The sequence below is a fragment of the Rhizobium sp. BK376 genome (genome assembly GCF_004341625.1).
GTDB lineage: Bacteria > Pseudomonadota > Alphaproteobacteria > Rhizobiales > Rhizobiaceae > Rhizobium.
The window spans coordinates 114890-133139 of record NZ_SLZG01000007.1 but is presented as its reverse complement, the minus strand read 5'-3'; the positions used below and the strand labels follow the sequence as shown (position 1 = coordinate 133139).

At 59.4% G+C, this 18250-nt stretch carries 13 protein-coding genes; 11 read left to right on the top strand and 2 right to left on the bottom strand.

The window, feature by feature from the left end; genetic code table 11:
* The first annotated feature begins 20 nt into the window (after positions 1-20).
* The 9 genes from EV561_RS18660 to EV561_RS18620 all read left to right on the top strand — a co-directional run bounded on the left by EV561_RS18660 (position 21) and on the right by EV561_RS18620 (position 10972).
* Positions 21-1100 (top strand): BMP family ABC transporter substrate-binding protein, encoded by a 1080-nt coding sequence (locus EV561_RS18660; RefSeq protein WP_132523804.1) that lies wholly within the window; start codon positions 21-23, stop codon positions 1098-1100.
* Between the two features lie 144 nt (positions 1101-1244).
* Positions 1245-2207, top strand: coding sequence for a galactofuranose ABC transporter, galactofuranose-binding protein YtfQ (ytfQ, locus tag EV561_RS18655; RefSeq protein ID WP_132523803.1), 963 nt, complete (start codon positions 1245-1247; stop codon positions 2205-2207).
* A gap of 117 nt (positions 2208-2324) precedes the next feature.
* Positions 2325-3848 carry a galactofuranose ABC transporter, ATP-binding protein YtfR gene (gene ytfR, locus EV561_RS18650; protein ID WP_132523802.1) on the top strand — a complete coding sequence of 508 codons (1524 nt, stop codon included), beginning with the start codon at positions 2325-2327 and terminating at the stop codon, positions 3846-3848.
* Positions 3845-4873 (top strand): ABC transporter permease, encoded by a 1029-nt coding sequence (locus EV561_RS18645; protein ID WP_132523801.1) that lies wholly within the window; start codon positions 3845-3847, stop codon positions 4871-4873. Before ytfR ends, EV561_RS18645 begins: the two co-directional genes overlap by 4 nt.
* Positions 4870-5838 carry a galactofuranose ABC transporter, permease protein YjfF gene (yjfF, locus tag EV561_RS18640; protein ID WP_132523800.1) on the top strand — a complete coding sequence of 323 codons (969 nt, stop codon included), beginning with the start codon at positions 4870-4872 and terminating at the stop codon, positions 5836-5838. The genes EV561_RS18645 and yjfF overlap by 4 nt, the downstream gene beginning before the upstream one ends.
* A gap of 10 nt (positions 5839-5848) precedes the next feature.
* Positions 5849-6595 carry a FadR/GntR family transcriptional regulator gene (locus EV561_RS18635; RefSeq protein WP_132523799.1) on the top strand — a complete coding sequence of 249 codons (747 nt, stop codon included), beginning with the start codon at positions 5849-5851 and terminating at the stop codon, positions 6593-6595.
* A gap of 83 nt (positions 6596-6678) precedes the next feature.
* On the top strand, positions 6679-8040 hold the full coding sequence (gene glmU, locus EV561_RS18630) for a bifunctional UDP-N-acetylglucosamine diphosphorylase/glucosamine-1-phosphate N-acetyltransferase GlmU (RefSeq protein WP_132523798.1): 1362 nt from the start codon (positions 6679-6681) through the stop codon (positions 8038-8040).
* 202 nt (positions 8041-8242) lie between these two features.
* Positions 8243-10069, top strand: a complete 1827-nt coding sequence (gene glmS, locus EV561_RS18625) for a glutamine--fructose-6-phosphate transaminase (isomerizing) (RefSeq protein ID WP_132523797.1) — start codon at positions 8243-8245, stop codon at positions 10067-10069.
* A gap of 162 nt (positions 10070-10231) precedes the next feature.
* Positions 10232-10972 (top strand): DUF502 domain-containing protein, encoded by a 741-nt coding sequence (locus EV561_RS18620; RefSeq protein ID WP_132523796.1) that lies wholly within the window; start codon positions 10232-10234, stop codon positions 10970-10972.
* Here the strand turns inward: EV561_RS18620 and recG are convergent.
* Both recG and EV561_RS18610 read right to left on the bottom strand, forming a co-directional pair.
* Positions 10928-13033, bottom strand: coding sequence for an ATP-dependent DNA helicase RecG (gene recG / locus EV561_RS18615; protein ID WP_132523795.1), 2106 nt, complete (start codon positions 13031-13033; stop codon positions 10928-10930). The genes EV561_RS18620 and recG overlap by 45 nt on opposite strands.
* A 126-nt stretch (positions 13034-13159) precedes the next feature.
* A complete protein-coding gene (locus EV561_RS18610; RefSeq protein WP_132523794.1) occupies positions 13160-14158 on the bottom strand; it encodes a serine hydrolase in 999 nt (332 codons plus the stop codon).
* A gap of 254 nt (positions 14159-14412) precedes the next feature.
* On the opposite strand from EV561_RS18610, the gene EV561_RS18605 reads away from it, so the two are divergent.
* Together EV561_RS18605 and mfd are read left to right on the top strand one after the other, a co-directional pair.
* Positions 14413-14730, top strand: coding sequence for a succinate dehydrogenase assembly factor 2 (locus EV561_RS18605; RefSeq protein WP_132523793.1), 318 nt, complete (start codon positions 14413-14415; stop codon positions 14728-14730).
* The gene (gene mfd / locus EV561_RS18600) at positions 14727-18230 is read left to right on the top strand and encodes a transcription-repair coupling factor (RefSeq protein ID WP_132523792.1); all 3504 of its coding nucleotides are present in this window, start codon (positions 14727-14729) and stop codon (positions 18228-18230) included. Before EV561_RS18605 ends, mfd begins: the two co-directional genes overlap by 4 nt.
* The last annotated feature ends 20 nt before the right edge of the window (positions 18231-18250 follow it).

The window sequence follows — 18250 nt, the reverse complement described above, 5'->3', positions numbered from 1 at the left end:
CAAACCAAACAGGGGTCCCTATGAAGAAGTTTGCATTTGCCCTTGCCGCCTCGGCCGCTGCCGTGATCGGCCTCTCCTCCGCCGCTGAGGCTGCGGATAAAACCAAGGTCTGCTTTGTCTACGTCGGTTCGCATACCGACGGCGGCTATTCGCAGGCGCATGATCTGGGTCGCCAGCAGGTCCAGAAGGAATTCGGCGACAAGATCGAGACGCCCTATCTCGAAAACGTGCCGGAAGGTCCGGATGCCGAGCGTGCCATCGAGCGTCTCGCACGCTCCGGCTGCCAGCTGATCTTCACCACCTCCTTCGGCTTCATGGATGCGACGATCAACGTCGCCAAGAAGTTCCCGAAAGTGAAGTTCGAGCACGCGACGGGCTTCAAGACCGCACCGAATGTCGCCACCTACAATTCGCGCTTCTATGAAGGCCGCTACATCATCGGCCAGATCGCTGCGAAGATGTCGAAGAATCACGGTGCCGCCTATCTCGCCTCCTTCCCGATCCCTGAGGTCGTGATGGGTATCAATGCTTTCGAGCAGGGCGCGAAGTCGGTCGATCCGAGTTTCAAGCTGAAGGTTATCTGGGTTAACACCTGGTTCGATCCCGGCAAGGAAGCTGATGCTGCCAAGGCTATGATCGACCAGGGCGTCGATATCCTCACGCAGCATACGGATACGACCGCTCCGATGCAGGTTGCTGAAGAGCGCAAGATCCATGCTTTTGGCCAGGCGACCGACATGATCAAAGCCGGCCCGAACGCGCAGCTGACCGCCATCACCGATACCTGGGGCGCCTATTACTCCAAGCGCGTTCATGCCCTTCTCGATGGGACCTGGAAGTCCCAGCAGAACTGGGACGGTCTTAAGGACGGCATCCTGACGATGGCGCCCTATACCAACATGCCTGACGACGTGAAGAAGATGGCTGAGAATACCGAAGCGAAGATCAAGTCCGGCGAACTGGCTCCGTTCACCGGCCCGATCAACAAGCAGGACGGCACGCCGTGGCTGAAGGCTGGCGAGAAGGCGGACGACGCCACGTTGCTCGGCATGAACTTCTACATCGAAGGCGTGGACGACAAGCTGCCGTCCTCGAAATAAGCTGATTTTCTTCACTTGATACGGGAGGGCGCCATCGGGCGCCCTTTTTTGTTGCAGTGCATCATCGAAACCTCATTTACAAAAGTATTACTATATGATTGTTGTTCACTTGGCCGCTTGGAGGCGGTCGATTGGGAGGACATCATGAAATTCAAGACTGCACTCTTAAGTGCCACGATTTTGGCTGCCTGCATGTTCACATCAGCGTCCGCAAAGGATCTGGTCGTTGGCTTTTCGCAGATTGGCTCTGAATCCGGCTGGCGCGCAGCCGAGACGACGGTGACGAAGGAACAGGCCAAGAAGCGTGGCATCGACCTGAAGTTTGCCGACGCACAGCAGAAGCAGGAAAACCAGATCAAGGCTATCCGCTCCTTCATCGCCCAGGGCGTGGATGCAATTCTGCTCGCTCCGGTCGTAGAAACCGGTTGGGATTCGGTCCTGAAGGAAGCCAAGGAAGCCAAGATCCCGGTCATTCTGCTCGACCGCACGATCAACGCTCCGGAAGATCTCTACCTGACCGCCGTCACTTCCGATCAGGTGCATGAAGGCAAGGTTGCCGGCGACTGGCTGGTCAAGACCGTCGCCGACAGGAAGTGCAACATCGTCGAGCTCCAGGGCACAACCGGTTCCTCGCCGGCGATCGCTCGCAAGAAGGGCTTCGAAGAGGCGATCAAGGGACATGACAACCTGAAGATCGTTCGCAGCCAGACCGGCGACTTCACCCGCACCAAGGGCAAGGAAGTCATGGAAAGCTTCCTGAAGGCCGAGAATGGCGGCAAGGATATCTGCGCACTCTACGCCCATAACGACGATATGGCTGTCGGCGCGATCCAGGCGATCAAGGAAGCCGGCCTCAAGCCAGGCAAGGACATCCTGACCGTTTCCGTCGATTCGGTTCCTGACCTCTTCAAGGCCATGGCTGCGGGTGAGGCGAACGCAACCGTCGAGCTGACGCCGAACATGGCAGGCCCGGCCTTCGACGCGCTCGATGCCTACCTCAAGGACAAGAAGGCTCCGCCGAAGTGGATCCAGACCGAATCGAAGCTCTATACCCAGGCTGACGATCCGCAGAAGGTCTACGAGGAAAAGAAGAACCAGGGCTACTGATCAGACGCCCCGAACTGCACCGGCCCATCATGGACCGGTGCAGAACGGCCGACGCGAGTCGGACATCATGTCCAGCGCTTCGGCATGCGTATCAAATATCAGGAATTTGATTGCCCCATGGCTCACGATTTCGAGAACATTCTGGTCGCCACCGGCTTCTGCAAATACTTTCCAGGCTCTACGGCTCTGGATCATGTGAACTTCACTTTGCGCCGTGGCGAGGTTCATTCGTTGCTCGGTGAAAACGGCGCCGGGAAGTCCACGCTGATCAAATGCATAACCGGCGCCTATCGCCGCGATGCCGGCAGCCTCGTTCTCGATGGCGAGGAAATCAATCCGCACGATACGCTGGCTGCCCAGAAGCTGGGTATCGGTACAGTCTATCAGGAGGTGAACCTCCTTCCCAATCTGAGCGTTGCGGAAAATCTCTTCCTCGGTCGCCAGCCAAGAAGCTTTGGCTTGGTAAAGGCGCGCGAGATCAATCGGCGCGCGAAGGACCTGCTATCGCAATACGGCATCGATATCGATGTGACGCGGCAGCTGGACCGTTTTTCCGTCGCCATCCAGCAGGTCATTGCCATCGCCAGAGCCGTCGACCTTTCCGGCAAGGTCCTTATTCTGGACGAGCCTACCGCCAGCCTGGACACACAGGAAGTGGCGATGCTGTTCCGGATCATACGCGATTTGAAAAATCGCGGATTAGGTATTGTTTTTATTACTCACTTTCTTGAACAGGTCTATGAGATCAGCGATCGCATAACAGTCCTTCGCAACGGCCGCCTTGTCGGCACCCGCGAGACCGCAGGGCTGGAACGACAGGCACTGATCGCCATGATGCTCGGACGTGAATTGGCCCAGGCCGAGGCGGCTATCAAGGAGAGCGTGACCGAGAGTGGCCCGATTAGATACAGCTTCCGCAATTTCGGCAAGCGCGGAAAGATCAAGCCCTTCGATCTGGAAGTCAGGGGCGGAGAAGTTGTCGGCGTGGCCGGCCTGCTGGGATCGGGACGGACCGAGACCGCCGAGGTTCTCTTTGGCGTCGAGAGGGCCGATAGCGGCGAAGCGCTCGTCGATGGCAAGCCGTTGACACTGACCGGCCCGCGCGCTGCGATCAAACAAGGTTTCGGCTTTTGTCCGGAGGATCGCAAGACCGACGGCATCATCGGCGACCTTTCCATCCGCGAGAATATCGTCATGGCGCTGCAGGCCCGCCGCGGCTGGGCGAGACCATTGGCGCGTAGCGAGCAGAATGCGCTCGCCGATCACTACATCAAGGCGCTCGACATCCGGACAACCGATCGCGAAAAGCCGATCAGGCTATTGTCGGGTGGCAACCAGCAGAAGGCCATCCTGGCGCGGTGGCTGGCGACCAATCCAAATTTCCTCATCCTCGACGAACCGACGCGCGGGATCGACGTGGGCGCGCACGCGGAAATCATTCACCTCATCGAGGACCTCTGCCGACAGGGAATGTCTCTGATCGTAATCTCCTCGGAGTTGGAGGAACTCGTGGCTTACAGTTCTCGTGTCATCGTGCTGCGTGACAGGGAGCACATTGCCGAGTTGACGGGCCAGGAAATTTCCGCAGGCGCGATTGTCAATGCGATCGCTGCCGCCCAGGAAAAAGGGGAGGAGGCATGAACTCGTCCTTCAAAGCCTTGCTGACGCGACTGGCACCGCAGCTTATAGCTCTGGCTGCTATTCTTGCGTTGAATTTCATAATGTTCCCGCAGTTTTTTCATGTCGAAGTTCAAAACGGCAGACTTTATGGAAGCTTGATCGACGTGCTCAATCGCGGTGCGCCGGTGGCCCTGATTGCCATAGGCATGACGCTCGTCATCGCGACGAAAGGGATCGATCTTTCCGTCGGTGCGGTTATCGCGATATGCGGTGCGGTTGCGGCCTCCGCGATCGAGTCCGGCAATTCTCTCGGCTATACGCTCGTTCTGGCGATTGCCACGGGCCTGCTATGCGGGCTGTGGAACGGCTTCCTCGTCGCGGCTCTCGACATTCAGCCGATTATCGCCACGCTTGTCCTGATGGTTGCCGGTCGAGGAATCGCCCAATTGATCACAGAGGGCATCATCCTGACCTTCAACAATGACGGGCTGATCTTCTTTGGCAGCGGTTCGCTATTCGGATTGCCCATGCCCGTGGTCATCTGGCTGCTGGCCGGGCTTATCGTGACGCTGCTCGTGCGTCGAACAGCCCTCGGCATGCTGGTCGAGGCGATCGGCATCAATCGCCGTGCAAGTACGCTCTCGGGGATTCAGACCCCCATATTGCTCATTGCCGTCTACGTCCTAAGCGGACTTTGCGCATCGGTGGCAGGCATCATCGTTGCGGCCGACATCAAAGGCGCAGATGCGAACAATGCCGGCCTCTGGCTGGAGCTCGATGCCATCCTTGCCGTCGTGGTCGGTGGCAACTCGCTGCTTGGTGGACGCTTCAGCATCGTTGGTTCCCTGATCGGCGCGATGATCATTCAATCCGTCAACACCGGCATACTGCTTTCCGGCTTTCCTCCCGAGTTCAATCTGGTCATCAAGGCCGTCATCGTCATCATCATTCTGGTCATCCAGTCGCCGGCTTTGCGATCTGTTGCGGCCTTCCTCGGAAGGCATCGGGAGAGTGTTCAGATCGTTCGCGAGGAGCAGGTAAAATGAACTCCAAATATCTGCCGCTGCTCGCAACGATCGTCATCTTCATCCTCGCCTACGCGGTGTGCGCTTTCGAATACCCGGCGATGCTCTCGACCCGGGTGGTGGGTAACTTGCTGACTGACAACGGCTTTTTGGGCATTGCCGCCGTCGGCATGACCTTCGTGATCCTCTCTGGTGGCATCGACTTGTCGATCGGCTCCGTGATTGCTTTCACCGGCGTCTTCCTGGCGGTGCTCTTGCGCGACACCACGATCCATCCGCTTATCGCCTTCGTGCTGGTGCTGATCATCACCACGGCGTTCGGGGCAGGGATGGGCGCGATTATTCACTATCTGCAGATGCCGCCCTTCATCGTTACGCTGGCCGGCATGTTTCTCGCCCGCGGGATCGCCTTCGTCCTGTCGATCAACAGTATTCCGATCGAGCATGATTTCTACTCGCAGTTGAGCGACATATACCTCCTGCTTCCGGGTGGCGGACGGCTCACCCTCATTGGCGGCATTATGCTGCTGGTCTTTGCCGGTGGCACCTTGGTTGCCCATCGCACCCGTTTCGGAGCCAATGTCTATGCGCTCGGCGGCGGCGTCCAGACGGCGGAATTGATGGGCGTTCCGGTCGGCCGTACGACGATCCAGATCTACGCACTATCAGGCTTCCTGGCGGGTCTATCCGGAATCATTTTTTCGCTTTATACCTCAGCAGGATATTCACTGGCGACCGTCGGCGTTGAGCTCGACGCCGTTGCCGCAGTGGTTATCGGCGGGACGTTGCTGACGGGCGGTGCAGGGTTTGTGGGAGGAACCCTGATCGGAATTCTCATACAGGGCCTCATCCAGACTTACATCACTTTCGACGGCACGCTGTCGAGTTGGTGGACGAAGATCCTGATCGGTTTCCTGCTCTTTGCCTTCATCCTGATGCAGAAGGGCCTGTTGCTGCTTTCCCGCTTCAATCGACGATATGCCTGAGGAGAGGCGCTTGCGAAGCAGACTGCTTGAAGCACGAAAGAACGGACGGAAATCGCGGACCAGCCATGCGCAGGTGGTCGACGAGCTCGGCAAGGCTATTGTGTCGGGTGCCTTTCCGGTCGGCGGCATTCTTCCCGGCGACAACGATCTTCTCCAACGCTTCAAGGTTTCCCGAACGGTTCTTCGTGAGAGCATGAAGACGCTCGCAGCCAAGGGGCTTGTCGTTCCGCGCGCCCGGGTCGGAACGAAGGTGACCGAGCGCAATCAGTGGAACATGTTCGACAGCGATGTCCTGACCTGGCATTTCGAAAGCGGAGTCGACCAGGAATTCCTGCTGCATCTCTATGATATCCGCCTTGCCTTCGAGCCAGTCGCCGCGGCCATGGTCGCGGAGCGCGCCGATGCGTCGGAGATCGAGCTGCTGAGGGAAATTGTAGGCGAGATGACCTCAGAGGAAATCACGACCGATAGCCTGGCGCTTATCGATCTTCGTTTTCACCTCGCGATTGCCGAGGCCTCGCACAACCCTTTCATGCGCACGCTTGGCAGCCTTATCGAAGCGGCTCTCGTCGGCATGTTCCGGATAAGCACCCCACCGTCCAAGAATGGCTTTGCCAATATAGCCGATACCCATATGCGCATTGTCGATGCCATTGTCGCCGGCGACGTTCCCGCCGCGCGTCGGGCAATGGAAGTGGTGATCCTTGAAGGCAGAGATCACGTGCTCGAAGCCTTTTCGGCGCAGGAAGCTCACTGATCACCGTCCTGATTTTCGCCTTGGTTCTCCGCCTGACTTGCTGATATGAGACGGCAAACGACCGATCGATCGGAGCTCGCGACATGAACCGCACCTGCCTTGCCATCATCCTCGCCGCTGGCGACAGCACTCGCATGAAATCCTCTATGTCGAAAGTGCTGCATTCGATCGCCAGACGGCCGATGATCGGTCATGTCATGGAAGCAATCCGCAAGACGGGTATCTCATCCGCTGCCCTGGTGGTCGGTCGTGACGCGGAAGAGGTCGCCGCGGCCGCCCGTATCGGCGGTATAGAAGTGACACCTCATCTTCAGGCGGAGCGCCTCGGTACCGGTCATGCGGTATTGGCCGCCCGGGAAGAGATTGCTGCCGGCTACGACGATATTCTCGTAACCTATGGCGACGTGCCCCTGATCACCGATGCACCTCTGCGTGCTGCACGACAGGGGCTGGCAGATGGTGCCGATATCGTTGTGATCGGCTTCCACACGGACAAGCCTGCCGGTTATGGACGATTGCTGGTCAAGGACGGTGAGCTGATCGCGATCCGTGAAGAAAAGGATGCAAGCGACGCCGAGCGCATGGTCACCTGGTGCAACAGCGGCCTTATGGCGATCAACGGCCGCAAGGCATTGGATCTGCTCGATCGTATTCGCAACGACAATGCCAAGGGTGAATATTATCTGACGGATCTCGTCGAGATCGCCCGTTCGCTGGGCGGCAAGGTCGTCGCGGTGGATGCACCCGAGACAGAGGTTGCCGGCTGCAACAACCGCGTGGAACTGGCCGCTATCGAGCGCCTTTGGCAGGAGCGGCGTCGCAACGAGCTGATGCTTTCGGGTGTGACCATGATCGCGCCGGAAACCGTCTTCCTGGCTTATGACACCGTCATTGGCCGGGACACTGTCATCGAACCCAATGTCTTCTTCGGCCCGAAAACTGTCGTGGAGACGGACGCGATCATTCACTCCTTTTCGCATATCGAGGGAGCGCATGTCGGCGCAGGTGCTGAGATCGGACCGTTCGCCCGGCTGCGTCCGGGCGCTGATCTTGCAGAAGACGCGAAGGTCGGCAATTTCTGTGAGGTCAAGAACAGCAAGATCGGGAAGGGCACGAAGGTCAATCACCTGACCTATATTGGAGATTCGACCGTAGGTGCCGGCAGCAACATCGGAGCCGGCGCGATCACCTGCAACTATGATGGTGTCAACAAATACGAGACCCATATCGGCGAGCACGCGTTTATCGGCTCCAATACGTCGCTCGTTGCGCCGGTCAGTATCGGCGACGGCGCCTACATCGCTTCCGGCAGTGTCATCACCAAGGATGTCCCCGCCAATGCCTTGGCGCTGGGAAGGGCGAGGCAGGAGATGAAGCTCGAACGCGCGACCTTCATTCGGGAACGCGCCCTTGCGTTCAAGGCGGCCAAAAAGCCCAAGGATTGATCCCTGGACTTGCGTAACGGTCGGAAACTGAAAGTGACCGGCTACGCCATTGAGAGAATTCCACAAATCGATAGTACTCCCGTCGTAATGCGAAAGAACTCAGGGACCGGGGTCGACTTTCGCGCGGGATTATGCGCCATTTCTAAACTGCGCCTCGACTTCTGTCGGCGCGGCGTTTTGGCAGAGCAAGACGGAGAGTTCTATGTGCGGGATCGTGGGGATTGTCGGAACGAAGCCGGTGGCCGAACGGCTGGTCGATGCGCTGAAGCGGCTCGAGTATCGCGGCTATGATTCGGCAGGTATCGCGACGATCCATGAAGGCGTGATGGACCGTCGCCGGGCGCCGGGCAAACTCTTCAATCTTGAAAAGAAACTGGATAGCGAGCCGCTTCCAGGCACTGCCGGCATTGCGCATACCCGCTGGGCAACGCATGGCGTTCCCAACGAGACGAATGCGCACCCACATTTCGTCAAGGGCGTTGCGGTCGTCCACAATGGCATCATCGAGAACTTTTCCGAACTGCGCGAGGAGCTGAAGGCCGAGGGTGCCATTTTCGAGACCGAGACGGATACTGAAGTCGTCGCACATCTGCTGGCGAAATACCTGGGCGAGGGCCTCGATGCTCGTGCCGCGATGCTCAAGATGCTCAATCGTGTCACCGGTGCCTATGCGTTGGTCGTGATGTTCCAGAGCGATCCCAACATGCTGATGGCCGCCCGCTCCGGACCGCCGCTTGCCATAGGCTTCGGTCGCGGCGAGATGTTCCTGGGATCGGATGCGATCGCTCTTGCGCCTTTCACCAACGACATCACCTATCTGGTCGACGGCGACTTCGCGATCATCACCAGAGACAGCGCGACCATCCTTGATTTTGCCGGAAATCCGGTCGAGCGTGCGCGCCAGATTTCGCAGGCAACCGCGTTTATTGTCGACAAGGGCAACCACCGCCACTTCATGGAAAAGGAAATCTACGAGCAGCCGGAAGTGATCTCCCACGCACTGTCCCAATACGTGGACTTCGCCAGCAACCGCGTCAACCGCGACGCATCGGCGATTGATTTCTCGAATGTTTCGGGCCTGGCACTGTCCGCCTGCGGCACGGCCTATCTGGCCGGCCTCATCAGCAAATATTGGTTCGAGCGCTATGCGCGCCTGCCTGTCGAGATCGATGTCGCTTCCGAGTTCCGCTATCGCGAAATGCCGCTTTCGCCCACCCAGGCCGCACTCTTCATCTCACAGTCGGGCGAAACTGCCGATACGCTCGCCTCGCTGCGCTATTGCAAGGAGAACGGGCTGAAAATCGGCGCCGTCGTCAATGTCCGGGAATCGACGATCGCCCGCGAATCCGACGCTGTGTTTCCGATCATGGCAGGGCCAGAAATCGGGGTTGCCTCAACCAAGGCGTTCACCTGCCAGCTTGCCGTTCTGGCTTCGCTTGCGATCGGTGCCGGCGTGGCGCGCGGCACCGTAACTTCTGACGAAGAAAAGGCGATGGTCCGCCATCTCGCCGAAATGCCGCGCATCATGGCGCGTGTGCTGAACCTCATTCAGCCTCAGATGGAAAGCCTGGCGCGCGAACTCTCGAAGTACAAGGACGTGCTCTATCTCGGCCGCGGCACCAGTTTCCCGCTTGCCATGGAAGGCGCGCTGAAGCTCAAGGAAATTTCCTACATCCATGCGGAAGGCTACGCGGCCGGCGAACTGAAGCATGGTCCGATCGCGCTGATCGATGAAAACATGCCCGTTATCGTCATCGCCCCCTATGATCGCTTCTTCGAAAAGACGATCTCAAACATGCAGGAGGTCGCCGCCCGTGGCGGTCGCATTATCTTTATCACCGACGAAGCGGGCGCCGCTGCCTCGACACTGCCGACCATGGCGACAATAACTTTGCCCAACGTCGAGGAAATCATCGCGCCGATGATTTTTTCCCTTCCAATTCAGCTGCTTGCCTATCACACGGCCGTCTTCATGGGCACCGACGTCGATCAGCCGCGCAATCTCGCAAAGTCAGTCACGGTGGAATGATTGAGCGCTTTGCCGGGCCTTCTGTAAACTTGTCGTAAGATGAGTGCGGAAGCCCGGGAATGCGCCATTTGCCGATTGTGCATGCGGGGGAATTCTGCCATTTTTGCAGACGGGGGATTTGCCGGAGTCGGTTGACGATTGAACGGAGTTCATGAGCGGCGAATGACCGAAAAGACCACCAGATTGTCCGTGGCTGCACGGCTCAGAAACAATTTCCTTGCCGGATTGATCATTTGCGCGCCGATTGCGATCACGACGTGGCTGACCTGGTCTGTCGTGCATTGGGCCGACAGCTGGGTTCGCCCCTATATTCCGGTGCGTTACGACCCTGAGCGCTACCTGGATTTTGCTGTTCCGGGTACCGGCCTCATCATCGCGATCATCTTCATCACGATCATCGGCTTCCTGGCGAAGAATATCATCGGCCAGAGCATCGTCAATTTTGGCGAGTCGTTGGTCCAGCGCGTACCGCTCGTGCGCCTGGTTTATAAGAGTGTGAAGCAGATTTTCGAGACGGTGCTCAAGGAACGGTCCAACTCCTTCAAGAAGGTTGGCCTCATCGAATATCCGAGCCCCGGCTTGTGGTCTCTCGTCTTTGTCGCCACGGATGCCAAAGGCGAGATAGCATCGAAATTCAACGCGATGGGCCATGACATGGTCAGCGTATTCCTGCCGCCGACACCGGTACCGACCGCCGGTTTCCTGATCTTCGTGCCGCGCGAAAAAATCGTCGTACTAGACATGAGTGCGGAGGATGGGGCCAAGCTTCTGATTTCCGGTGGCCTCGTCACGCCCGAATACAAGGAGAGGCTGACCGCGCCCAAGGAAGCGCCAGTCCCTTTTGTCGGCAAGAAGGCTCTATCCAGCGCGAAGGAAGCGGATCGCCTCATCGCGCCGGAATAGGTAGAGCAGGGTACGGATCGCTACTCCCCGCTCGCTCGTCAGATCCGGATCGCGTTCGATGAGATAGGCTGCATCCTTGCGGGCGATTTCCAGAAGATCGGCATGGGCTTCCAGGCTCGCGATGCGAAAGCCTGGCGTACCCGATTGCCGGGTTCCCAGAAGCTCCCCTTCACCGCGCAGCTTCAGGTCTTCTTCTGCAATACGGAACCCATCTTCGGTTTCCCGCATAATCGACAGCCTGGCGTGACCGGTTTCGCCAAGCGGCCCCTTGTAAAGCAGGATGCAGGTCGACGCCTCGTCGCCACGTCCCACGCGGCCACGGAGCTGATGGAGCTGAGCGAGGCCGAAACGCTCCGCATGTTCGATGACCATGATCGTGGCGTCGGGCACGTCGACGCCGACCTCGACAACAGTGGTGGCGACGAGAAGCCTGATTTCGCCATTCTTGAAGGCCATCATCACGGCGTCCTTCTCCGGCCCGCTCATGCGGCCGTGAATGAGCCCGATTCCCGGTCCGAGCGCCTTGCTCAGGGTTTCGTGACGCTCCTCCGCCGACATCAGGTCGGACTCCTCCGATTCCTCGATGAGAGGGCAGATCCAATAAGCCTTCTTGCCCTCGGCAAGCGCGCTCTTCAGGCGGTTGACGATGTCGCCGGTGCGTTCTGTCGGGATGGTGATCGTCTGGATCGGCTTGCGGCCGGCCGGCTTCTCCGTGAGCTTGGAGACATCCATGTCGCCGAAGGCGGCAAGCACCAGGGTTCGCGGGATAGGCGTCGCTGTCATGACGAGCATATGCGGAGAAATGCCTTTGGCCGTCAGCCGCAGGCGCTGGTGAACGCCAAAGCGATGCTGCTCGTCGACGACGGCGAGCATGAGGTTGGCGTAAGCGACGCTGTCCTGGAAGAGTGCATGCGTGCCGATAACGATCTGTGCCTCGCCTGAAGCGATGCGTTCAAGGATGGCATCGCGTTCGCGACCTTTCGTGCGGCCGGTGAGCACTTCAATCCCGAGGCCGGCGGAGGCGGCGAACTTCGAGATCGTGGCATGGTGCTGGCGCGCCAGAATTTCGGTCGGCGCCATCAGCACGGCCTGACCGCCGCTCTCGATCACAGCCGCAATCGCCATCAGCGCCACGAGCGTCTTGCCGGCGCCGACATCGCCCTGCAGGAGACGAAGCATACGCTCGGTGCCCGCCATGTCTTTCAGAATATCGGCAATAGCTTCCGTCTGGCTTCTCGTTGGGGAGAAGGGAAGGGAATTCAATATTTTGCCGCTGATTTCTCCTGTAGGAGTTACGCTTTGCCCAGCGACCTTGCGCAGGCGCTGGCGGACGAGCGAAAGCGAAAGCTGCCCTGCCAGGAATTCGTCATAGGCAAGCCTGCGTCGGGCGGGCGCCTGGGGATCGATATCGGATGTATCGCGCGGCTCATGAAGCGCGCGGAAGCTCTCTGCAATATCATCGAAGCCCTGCTTCTGAATAAGTGCGGCATCGTCCCATTCCGGCAATTCGGGCATCCGGGTGACCGCCGCCTCGATCGTCTTGCGCAGGAATTTTGGCGAAAGCCCTGCAGTCAGCGGATAGACGGGCTCGATCAGCGGCAGGTTCTCGCCTTCGCTTTCGCGCACCATATAGTCCGGGTGAACCATCGAAGGCCGGCCGTTGAACCAGTCGACCTTGCCGCTGACGGTCACGGTCTCGCCGATGGGCAGCTGCTTTTCCAGCCACTGCGCCTTGCCGCGAAAGAAGGTGAGCGCCAGTTCCCCTGTCTCGTCATGCAGGAAGACGCGATAGGGCACATTGCCTCGCCCGCGTGGCGGCGGCTGGTGCCGATCGACACGGCCCGTGATCGTGACGATAGCGCCCTGCGGCGCCCGGGCGATGCCGGGCTGCTCGCGACGGTCGATCAGCGAGGATGGCGCATGGAAGAGGAGATCAATCACCCTCGTATCGTCCACGCCCTCGCGATCGAGCAGCTTCGCAAGGAATTCGGCGACCTTCGGCCCGACACCGGGCAGCGAAGAGACAGAAGCAAACAGGGGATCAAGAATGGCAGGCCGCATAGCCGGCAAGATGCGACGGCGAGCAGGGGCTTGGCAAGGGGCGCAGCGGATACTGGCGATCTGACACCACCGAAAAATCTGCGGCGAACTTGATGCCAATAATTTTCAAAAGTTGAAGACGTTTTGTTAGGGCGCGGGAGGCTGGGCTTCCAGAACCAAGGAGACAAAGGCCCAGAGCTTCTCGTTCTGCTCCCTGGAGCGCTCGATGGATTGTGCGAGATGCACGATGACGATTTCCTTCTCCGGCATGATGGCGATCATCTGGCCATAATGTCCTTGAGCGAAAAAACGAAACGGCGGCATGTGTTTTCGATACGGAGACGGCGCAGTGTTTTGCGCCTCGCCATCATGGCCTGTCGTCCACCACATATAGCCATATCCGTTCGTTCCATCGAAGGAATGAGCCGCGACGCTTTCGTGAACCCAGGTCTCCGGCACGACTTGAGCATCATGCCATCGGCCGCGGTTGAGATAGAGCCAACCGAAGCGCGCGAGGTCTCTGCTTGTCATCAGCATGTGATAGGCGGGGTGAATGGAAGCATCGCCTCGCAGATATTCGCCATCCGACGGCTGAAAATCCTGCATGCCGATCGGCAGCGCGATATCCCTGTATACCCCGTCGAAGACCGATTGCCCCGTTGCGTTTTCATAGATCGTGCCGAGAGCGTTGAAGTCCCAGTTGTTGTAGTACCAGCGATCGCCTGGCTGACTGCTGCCGCGCGGAGGTTTGGCGGCCAGCATCTCCTTTGATTCAGCAAGAGCGGGATGATAGATGCCTGATCGCGCTTGAAGGAGTTGTCTAACCGTCGCCTGCTGTTCCGAAGCGGTAAGACCATTGACGTCGTCAATTCCAAGTTCCGCCAGGGTGTCATCGCGACGTATTCTGCCACGTTCGACCTCGATGCCGATAAGCGCGCTGAGAAAGCTCTTTCTCATGGAACGGATAAGGATTTTCCGCTGCGGATCGCCGTGGCTGGCGATCACAGTACCCTTGTGAATGATGAAGCCGCTGATCGTGCCGAATTCCATCGCCGATTGCTCTGCCCGTGAAAGAAGGTCTCGGCACCATCCGCGCTGCTGGGCATCGACTTTGTCCCAAGCCTGCTTCGGGAAAATGCCTGACATGAAATTTGACCTATCTAAAATTGCTGAAACACCTGGAGTACAAGTAAAATTTCACCGTGTAGTTTTCTTCAGGCAGAATACGCAATTTATAGGCGAGTACAATCGCCGTAGCGGCCTTTCGTCCGATTCCGGTAGATCTCGATCTGTGTCAGCCTTTCCCAAATTTCCCGCCCAGCACACTTTTTTCCGAAAAAGCGGTTCCCACCTTTCAAAGCAATGTTTTATAGAGAGCGCTTCAACGGGAAGGTTTCTTCATGACGGGCGTCACCCTCAGCAGTGCCGATCTTGATGTCAGGCGCCGGCGCATTCTTTTTCGCTGCTGGCATCGCGGTATCAGGGAAATGGATCTGGTCTTCGGCCAGTTCGCCGACAACGAATTGTCGACGCTGCCAGAGGCCGATCTCGATGAGTTCGAACGCATCATGGCGGAAGAGGACAACGATCTCGTCCGCTGGATCATGGGCACGTTGCCGGTGCCGGCCCATCTTGATACGCCGCTCTTTGCTCGCCTGGCTTCCTACAAGCCGGATTTCGAGGAGGTGACGGCCGCTCTTCTTGGGAAGGCAGAATGATCCCCGGTCTTGACGTCAAGAAACTGGCGGCCGCCGCCGAGCCACTGACGATTGGCAACGTGCCCTCGGGCATGGAAGCCCTGTTGCTGGCGGAACTCGCACAATCGGGGCAGGCGGTCGCCTATGTCATGTCCGATGGCCAGCACATGGGTGACATGGAGCAGATGCTCGGTTTCATCGCGCCGGAAATTCCGGTGCTGACGCTGCCGGCCTGGGATTGCCTGCCCTATGACCGGGTGTCGCCGAGCTCCGATACATCCGCCCGCCGCCTTGCTGCGTTGAGTGGTTTGATCGCGCATCATCACAAGCCGCATCCCGCGATCGTTCTCGTTACGGTCAATGCCATGCTGCAGAAGGTGGCGCCGCAGGATGTGATCGAAAGCCTCGCTTTCTCGGCAAGACCCGGCAACCAGCTTCGCATGGACGATATTGCGGGCCGTCTGGAGCGCAACGGCTTCGACCGCGTCGCCACCGTCCGCGAAGTGGGTGAATATGCCGTGCGCGGCGGCATCCTCGATGTCTTTGTGCCGGGAACGGAAGAGCCGGTTCGCCTCGACTTTTTCGGCGATACGCTCGAAAGCATCCGCAGCTTCGATCCGGCGAGCCAGCGCACGACGGGGCAAGTGCGTTCCCTCGATCTCAATCCGATGAGCGAGGTGACGCTGACGCCGGATACGATCAGCCGTTTCCGCAAGAACTATCTCTCATCTTTCGGCGCGGCCACCCGCGACGATGCGCTTTACGTCGCCGTGTCCGAGGGCCGCCGCTATGCCGGCATGGAACATTGGCTGCCGCTCTTCTACGAGAAGCTGGAGACGGTTTTTGATTATCTGAAGGGCTTCCGGCTGGTCGCCGACCATACCGCTCGTGAAGCCGCAGAAGAGCGCTCGAAGCTGGTGCTGGACTATTACGACGCCCGCCTGAATTCCGGCCAGCCAACCAAGGGGCAAATGGCGCAGGGCACGCCCTATAAGCCCGTTACGCCCGGCCAGCTCTATCTCGACAGCAAGAGTTTCGCCACGGCACTTGATGCCTTCAACGCCATCCGCGTCTCGCCGTTCAACGAGCATGAGGGCGAGGCGAGGCGCGTCGTCAATGTCGAGGCGCGGCAGGGTCAGCGCTGGGCGCGCACTGCCGGCGAAAATGCCGATAGCGAACGCGTCAACGTCTTCGATTCCGTCGTCAAGCATATCGCAGACCGCCGCTCCGGCGGTGCCAAGGTCCTGGTCACCGCCTGGACGGAAGGATCGCTGGACCGCCTGCTGCAGGTTCTGGCGGAGCACGGGCTCGGTGGCATCAAGACGATCGGCGCCATGAAGGAGATGGCCGGGCTTGCCAAGGGCGAGGCGGCCGCCGCCGTCTTGAACCTGGAAACCGGTTTTGAGGCCGGCGATCTCGTCGTCATCGGCGAGCAGGATATTCTCGGCGACCGCATGGTTCGCCGGTCCAAGCGCCGCAAGCGCGCGGCCGACTTCATCTCCGAAGTCGCTGGCCTCGACGAAGGTTCGATCGTCGTTCATGCGGAACACGGCATCGGCCGCTTCGTCGGCCTGAAGACCATCGAGGCTGCCGGCGCGCCGCATGCCTGCCTCGAGCTGCAATATGCCGACGACGCAAAGCTCTTCCTGCCGGTCGAGAACATCGATCTGCTGTCACGCTACGGCGGCGAGGGCACGGAGGCTATGCTCGACAAGCTGGGCGGCGGCGCATGGCAGATGCGCAAGGCCAAGCTCAAGAAGCGCCTGCTCGATATGGCGGATGCCTTGATCCGTATCGCGGCCGAACGCCTGACGCGCCATGCGCCCGTGCTCACGACACCCGAAGGTCTCTACGACGAATTCGCCGCTCGCTTCCCCTACGACGAAACGGAAGATCAGGACGCCGCTATTGAATCCGTGCGTACCGACCTCGGTGCTGGTCGGCCGATGGATCGCCTGGTCTGCGGCGACGTCGGCTTCGGCAAGACGGAAGTTGCGTTGCGTGCCGCGTTCGTCGCGGCCATGAACGGCGTGCAGGTCGCAGTAGTCGTGCCGACGACGCTGCTTTCCCGCCAGCATTTCAAGACCTTTTCCGAGCGCTTCCGCGGCCTGCCGATCCGGGTGCAGCAGGCCTCGCGTCTCGTCGGCTCGAAGGATCTGGCGCTGACCAAGAAGGAAGTCGCCGACGGCAAGACCGATATCGTGGTCGGCACGCATGCGCTGCTCGGCGCAGGCATCAATTTCGCCAATCTCGGCCTGCTGATCATCGACGAAGAGCAGCATTTCGGCGTCAAGCACAAAGAGCGGCTGAAGGAGCTGAAGAGCGACGTACACGTGCTGACGCTCTCCGCAACACCGATCCCGCGCACGCTGCAGCTCGCCATGACCGGCGTCCGCGAATTGTCGCTGATTACCACACCGCCGGTCGACCGCATGGCGGTGCGTACCTTCATTTCGCCTTTCGACAGTCTCGTCATCCGCGAGACCTTGATGCGCGAGCACTATCGCGGCGGCCAGAGTTTCTACGTTTGCCCGCGATTGGCCGATCTCGCCGACATCCAGGCCTTCCTGCAGTCGGACGTTCCGGAGCTGAAGGTCGCAGTTGCGCACGGCCAGATGCCGGCCGGCGAGTTGGAAGACATCATGAATGCCTTCTACGAAGGCCGCTACGATGTCCTGCTCTCAACGACCATCGTAGAGTCAGGCCTCGATGTCCCCACGGCGAATACGTTGATCGTCCACCGCGCCGACATGTTCGGCCTTGCGCAGCTCTATCAGCTCCGCGGCCGTGTCGGCCGCTCCAAGGTCCGCGCCTTCGCGCTCTTCACGCTGCCGGTCAATAAGGTGCTGACGACGACTGCCGAGCGACGGCTCAAGGTGCTGCAGTCGCTGGATACGCTCGGCGCCGGCTTCCAGCTGGCAAGCCACGACCTCGACATCAGAGGCGCCGGCAACCTGCTCGGCGAGGAGCAATCGGGCCATATCAAGGAAGTCGGCTTCGAGCTCTATCAGCAGATGCTCGAAGAGGCCGTGGCCGAGGTGAAGGGCGTCGACGAGATCCAGGACACCGGCTGGTCGCCGCAGATTTCGGTCGGCACGCCGGTCATGATCCCGGACAATTACGTGCCGGACCTGCATCTGCGCATGGCGCTCTACCGTCGCCTCGGCGAGATCACGGAATTGAAGGAGATCGACAGTTTTGGCGCTGAAATGATCGACCGCTTCGGGCCGATGCCGATAGAGGTGCAGCACCTCTTGAAGATCGTCTACATCAAGTCGCTCTGCCGCACCGCCAATGTCGAGAAGCTGGACGCCGGCCCGAAGGGCATCGTCGTGCAGTTCCGCAACAAGGAATTCCCGAACCCGGCCAATCTCGTCGCCTATATCGCCAAGCAGGGCACCATGGCGAAGATCCGTCCCGACCACAGCGTCTTCCTGACGCGCGACCTGCCGACGCCGGAAAAACGGCTGCAGGGTGCTGCCGTCGTCATGACACAGTTGGCGGAGCTGGCGAAAGGATAAGCCGGCTGAACCCGCAGGAG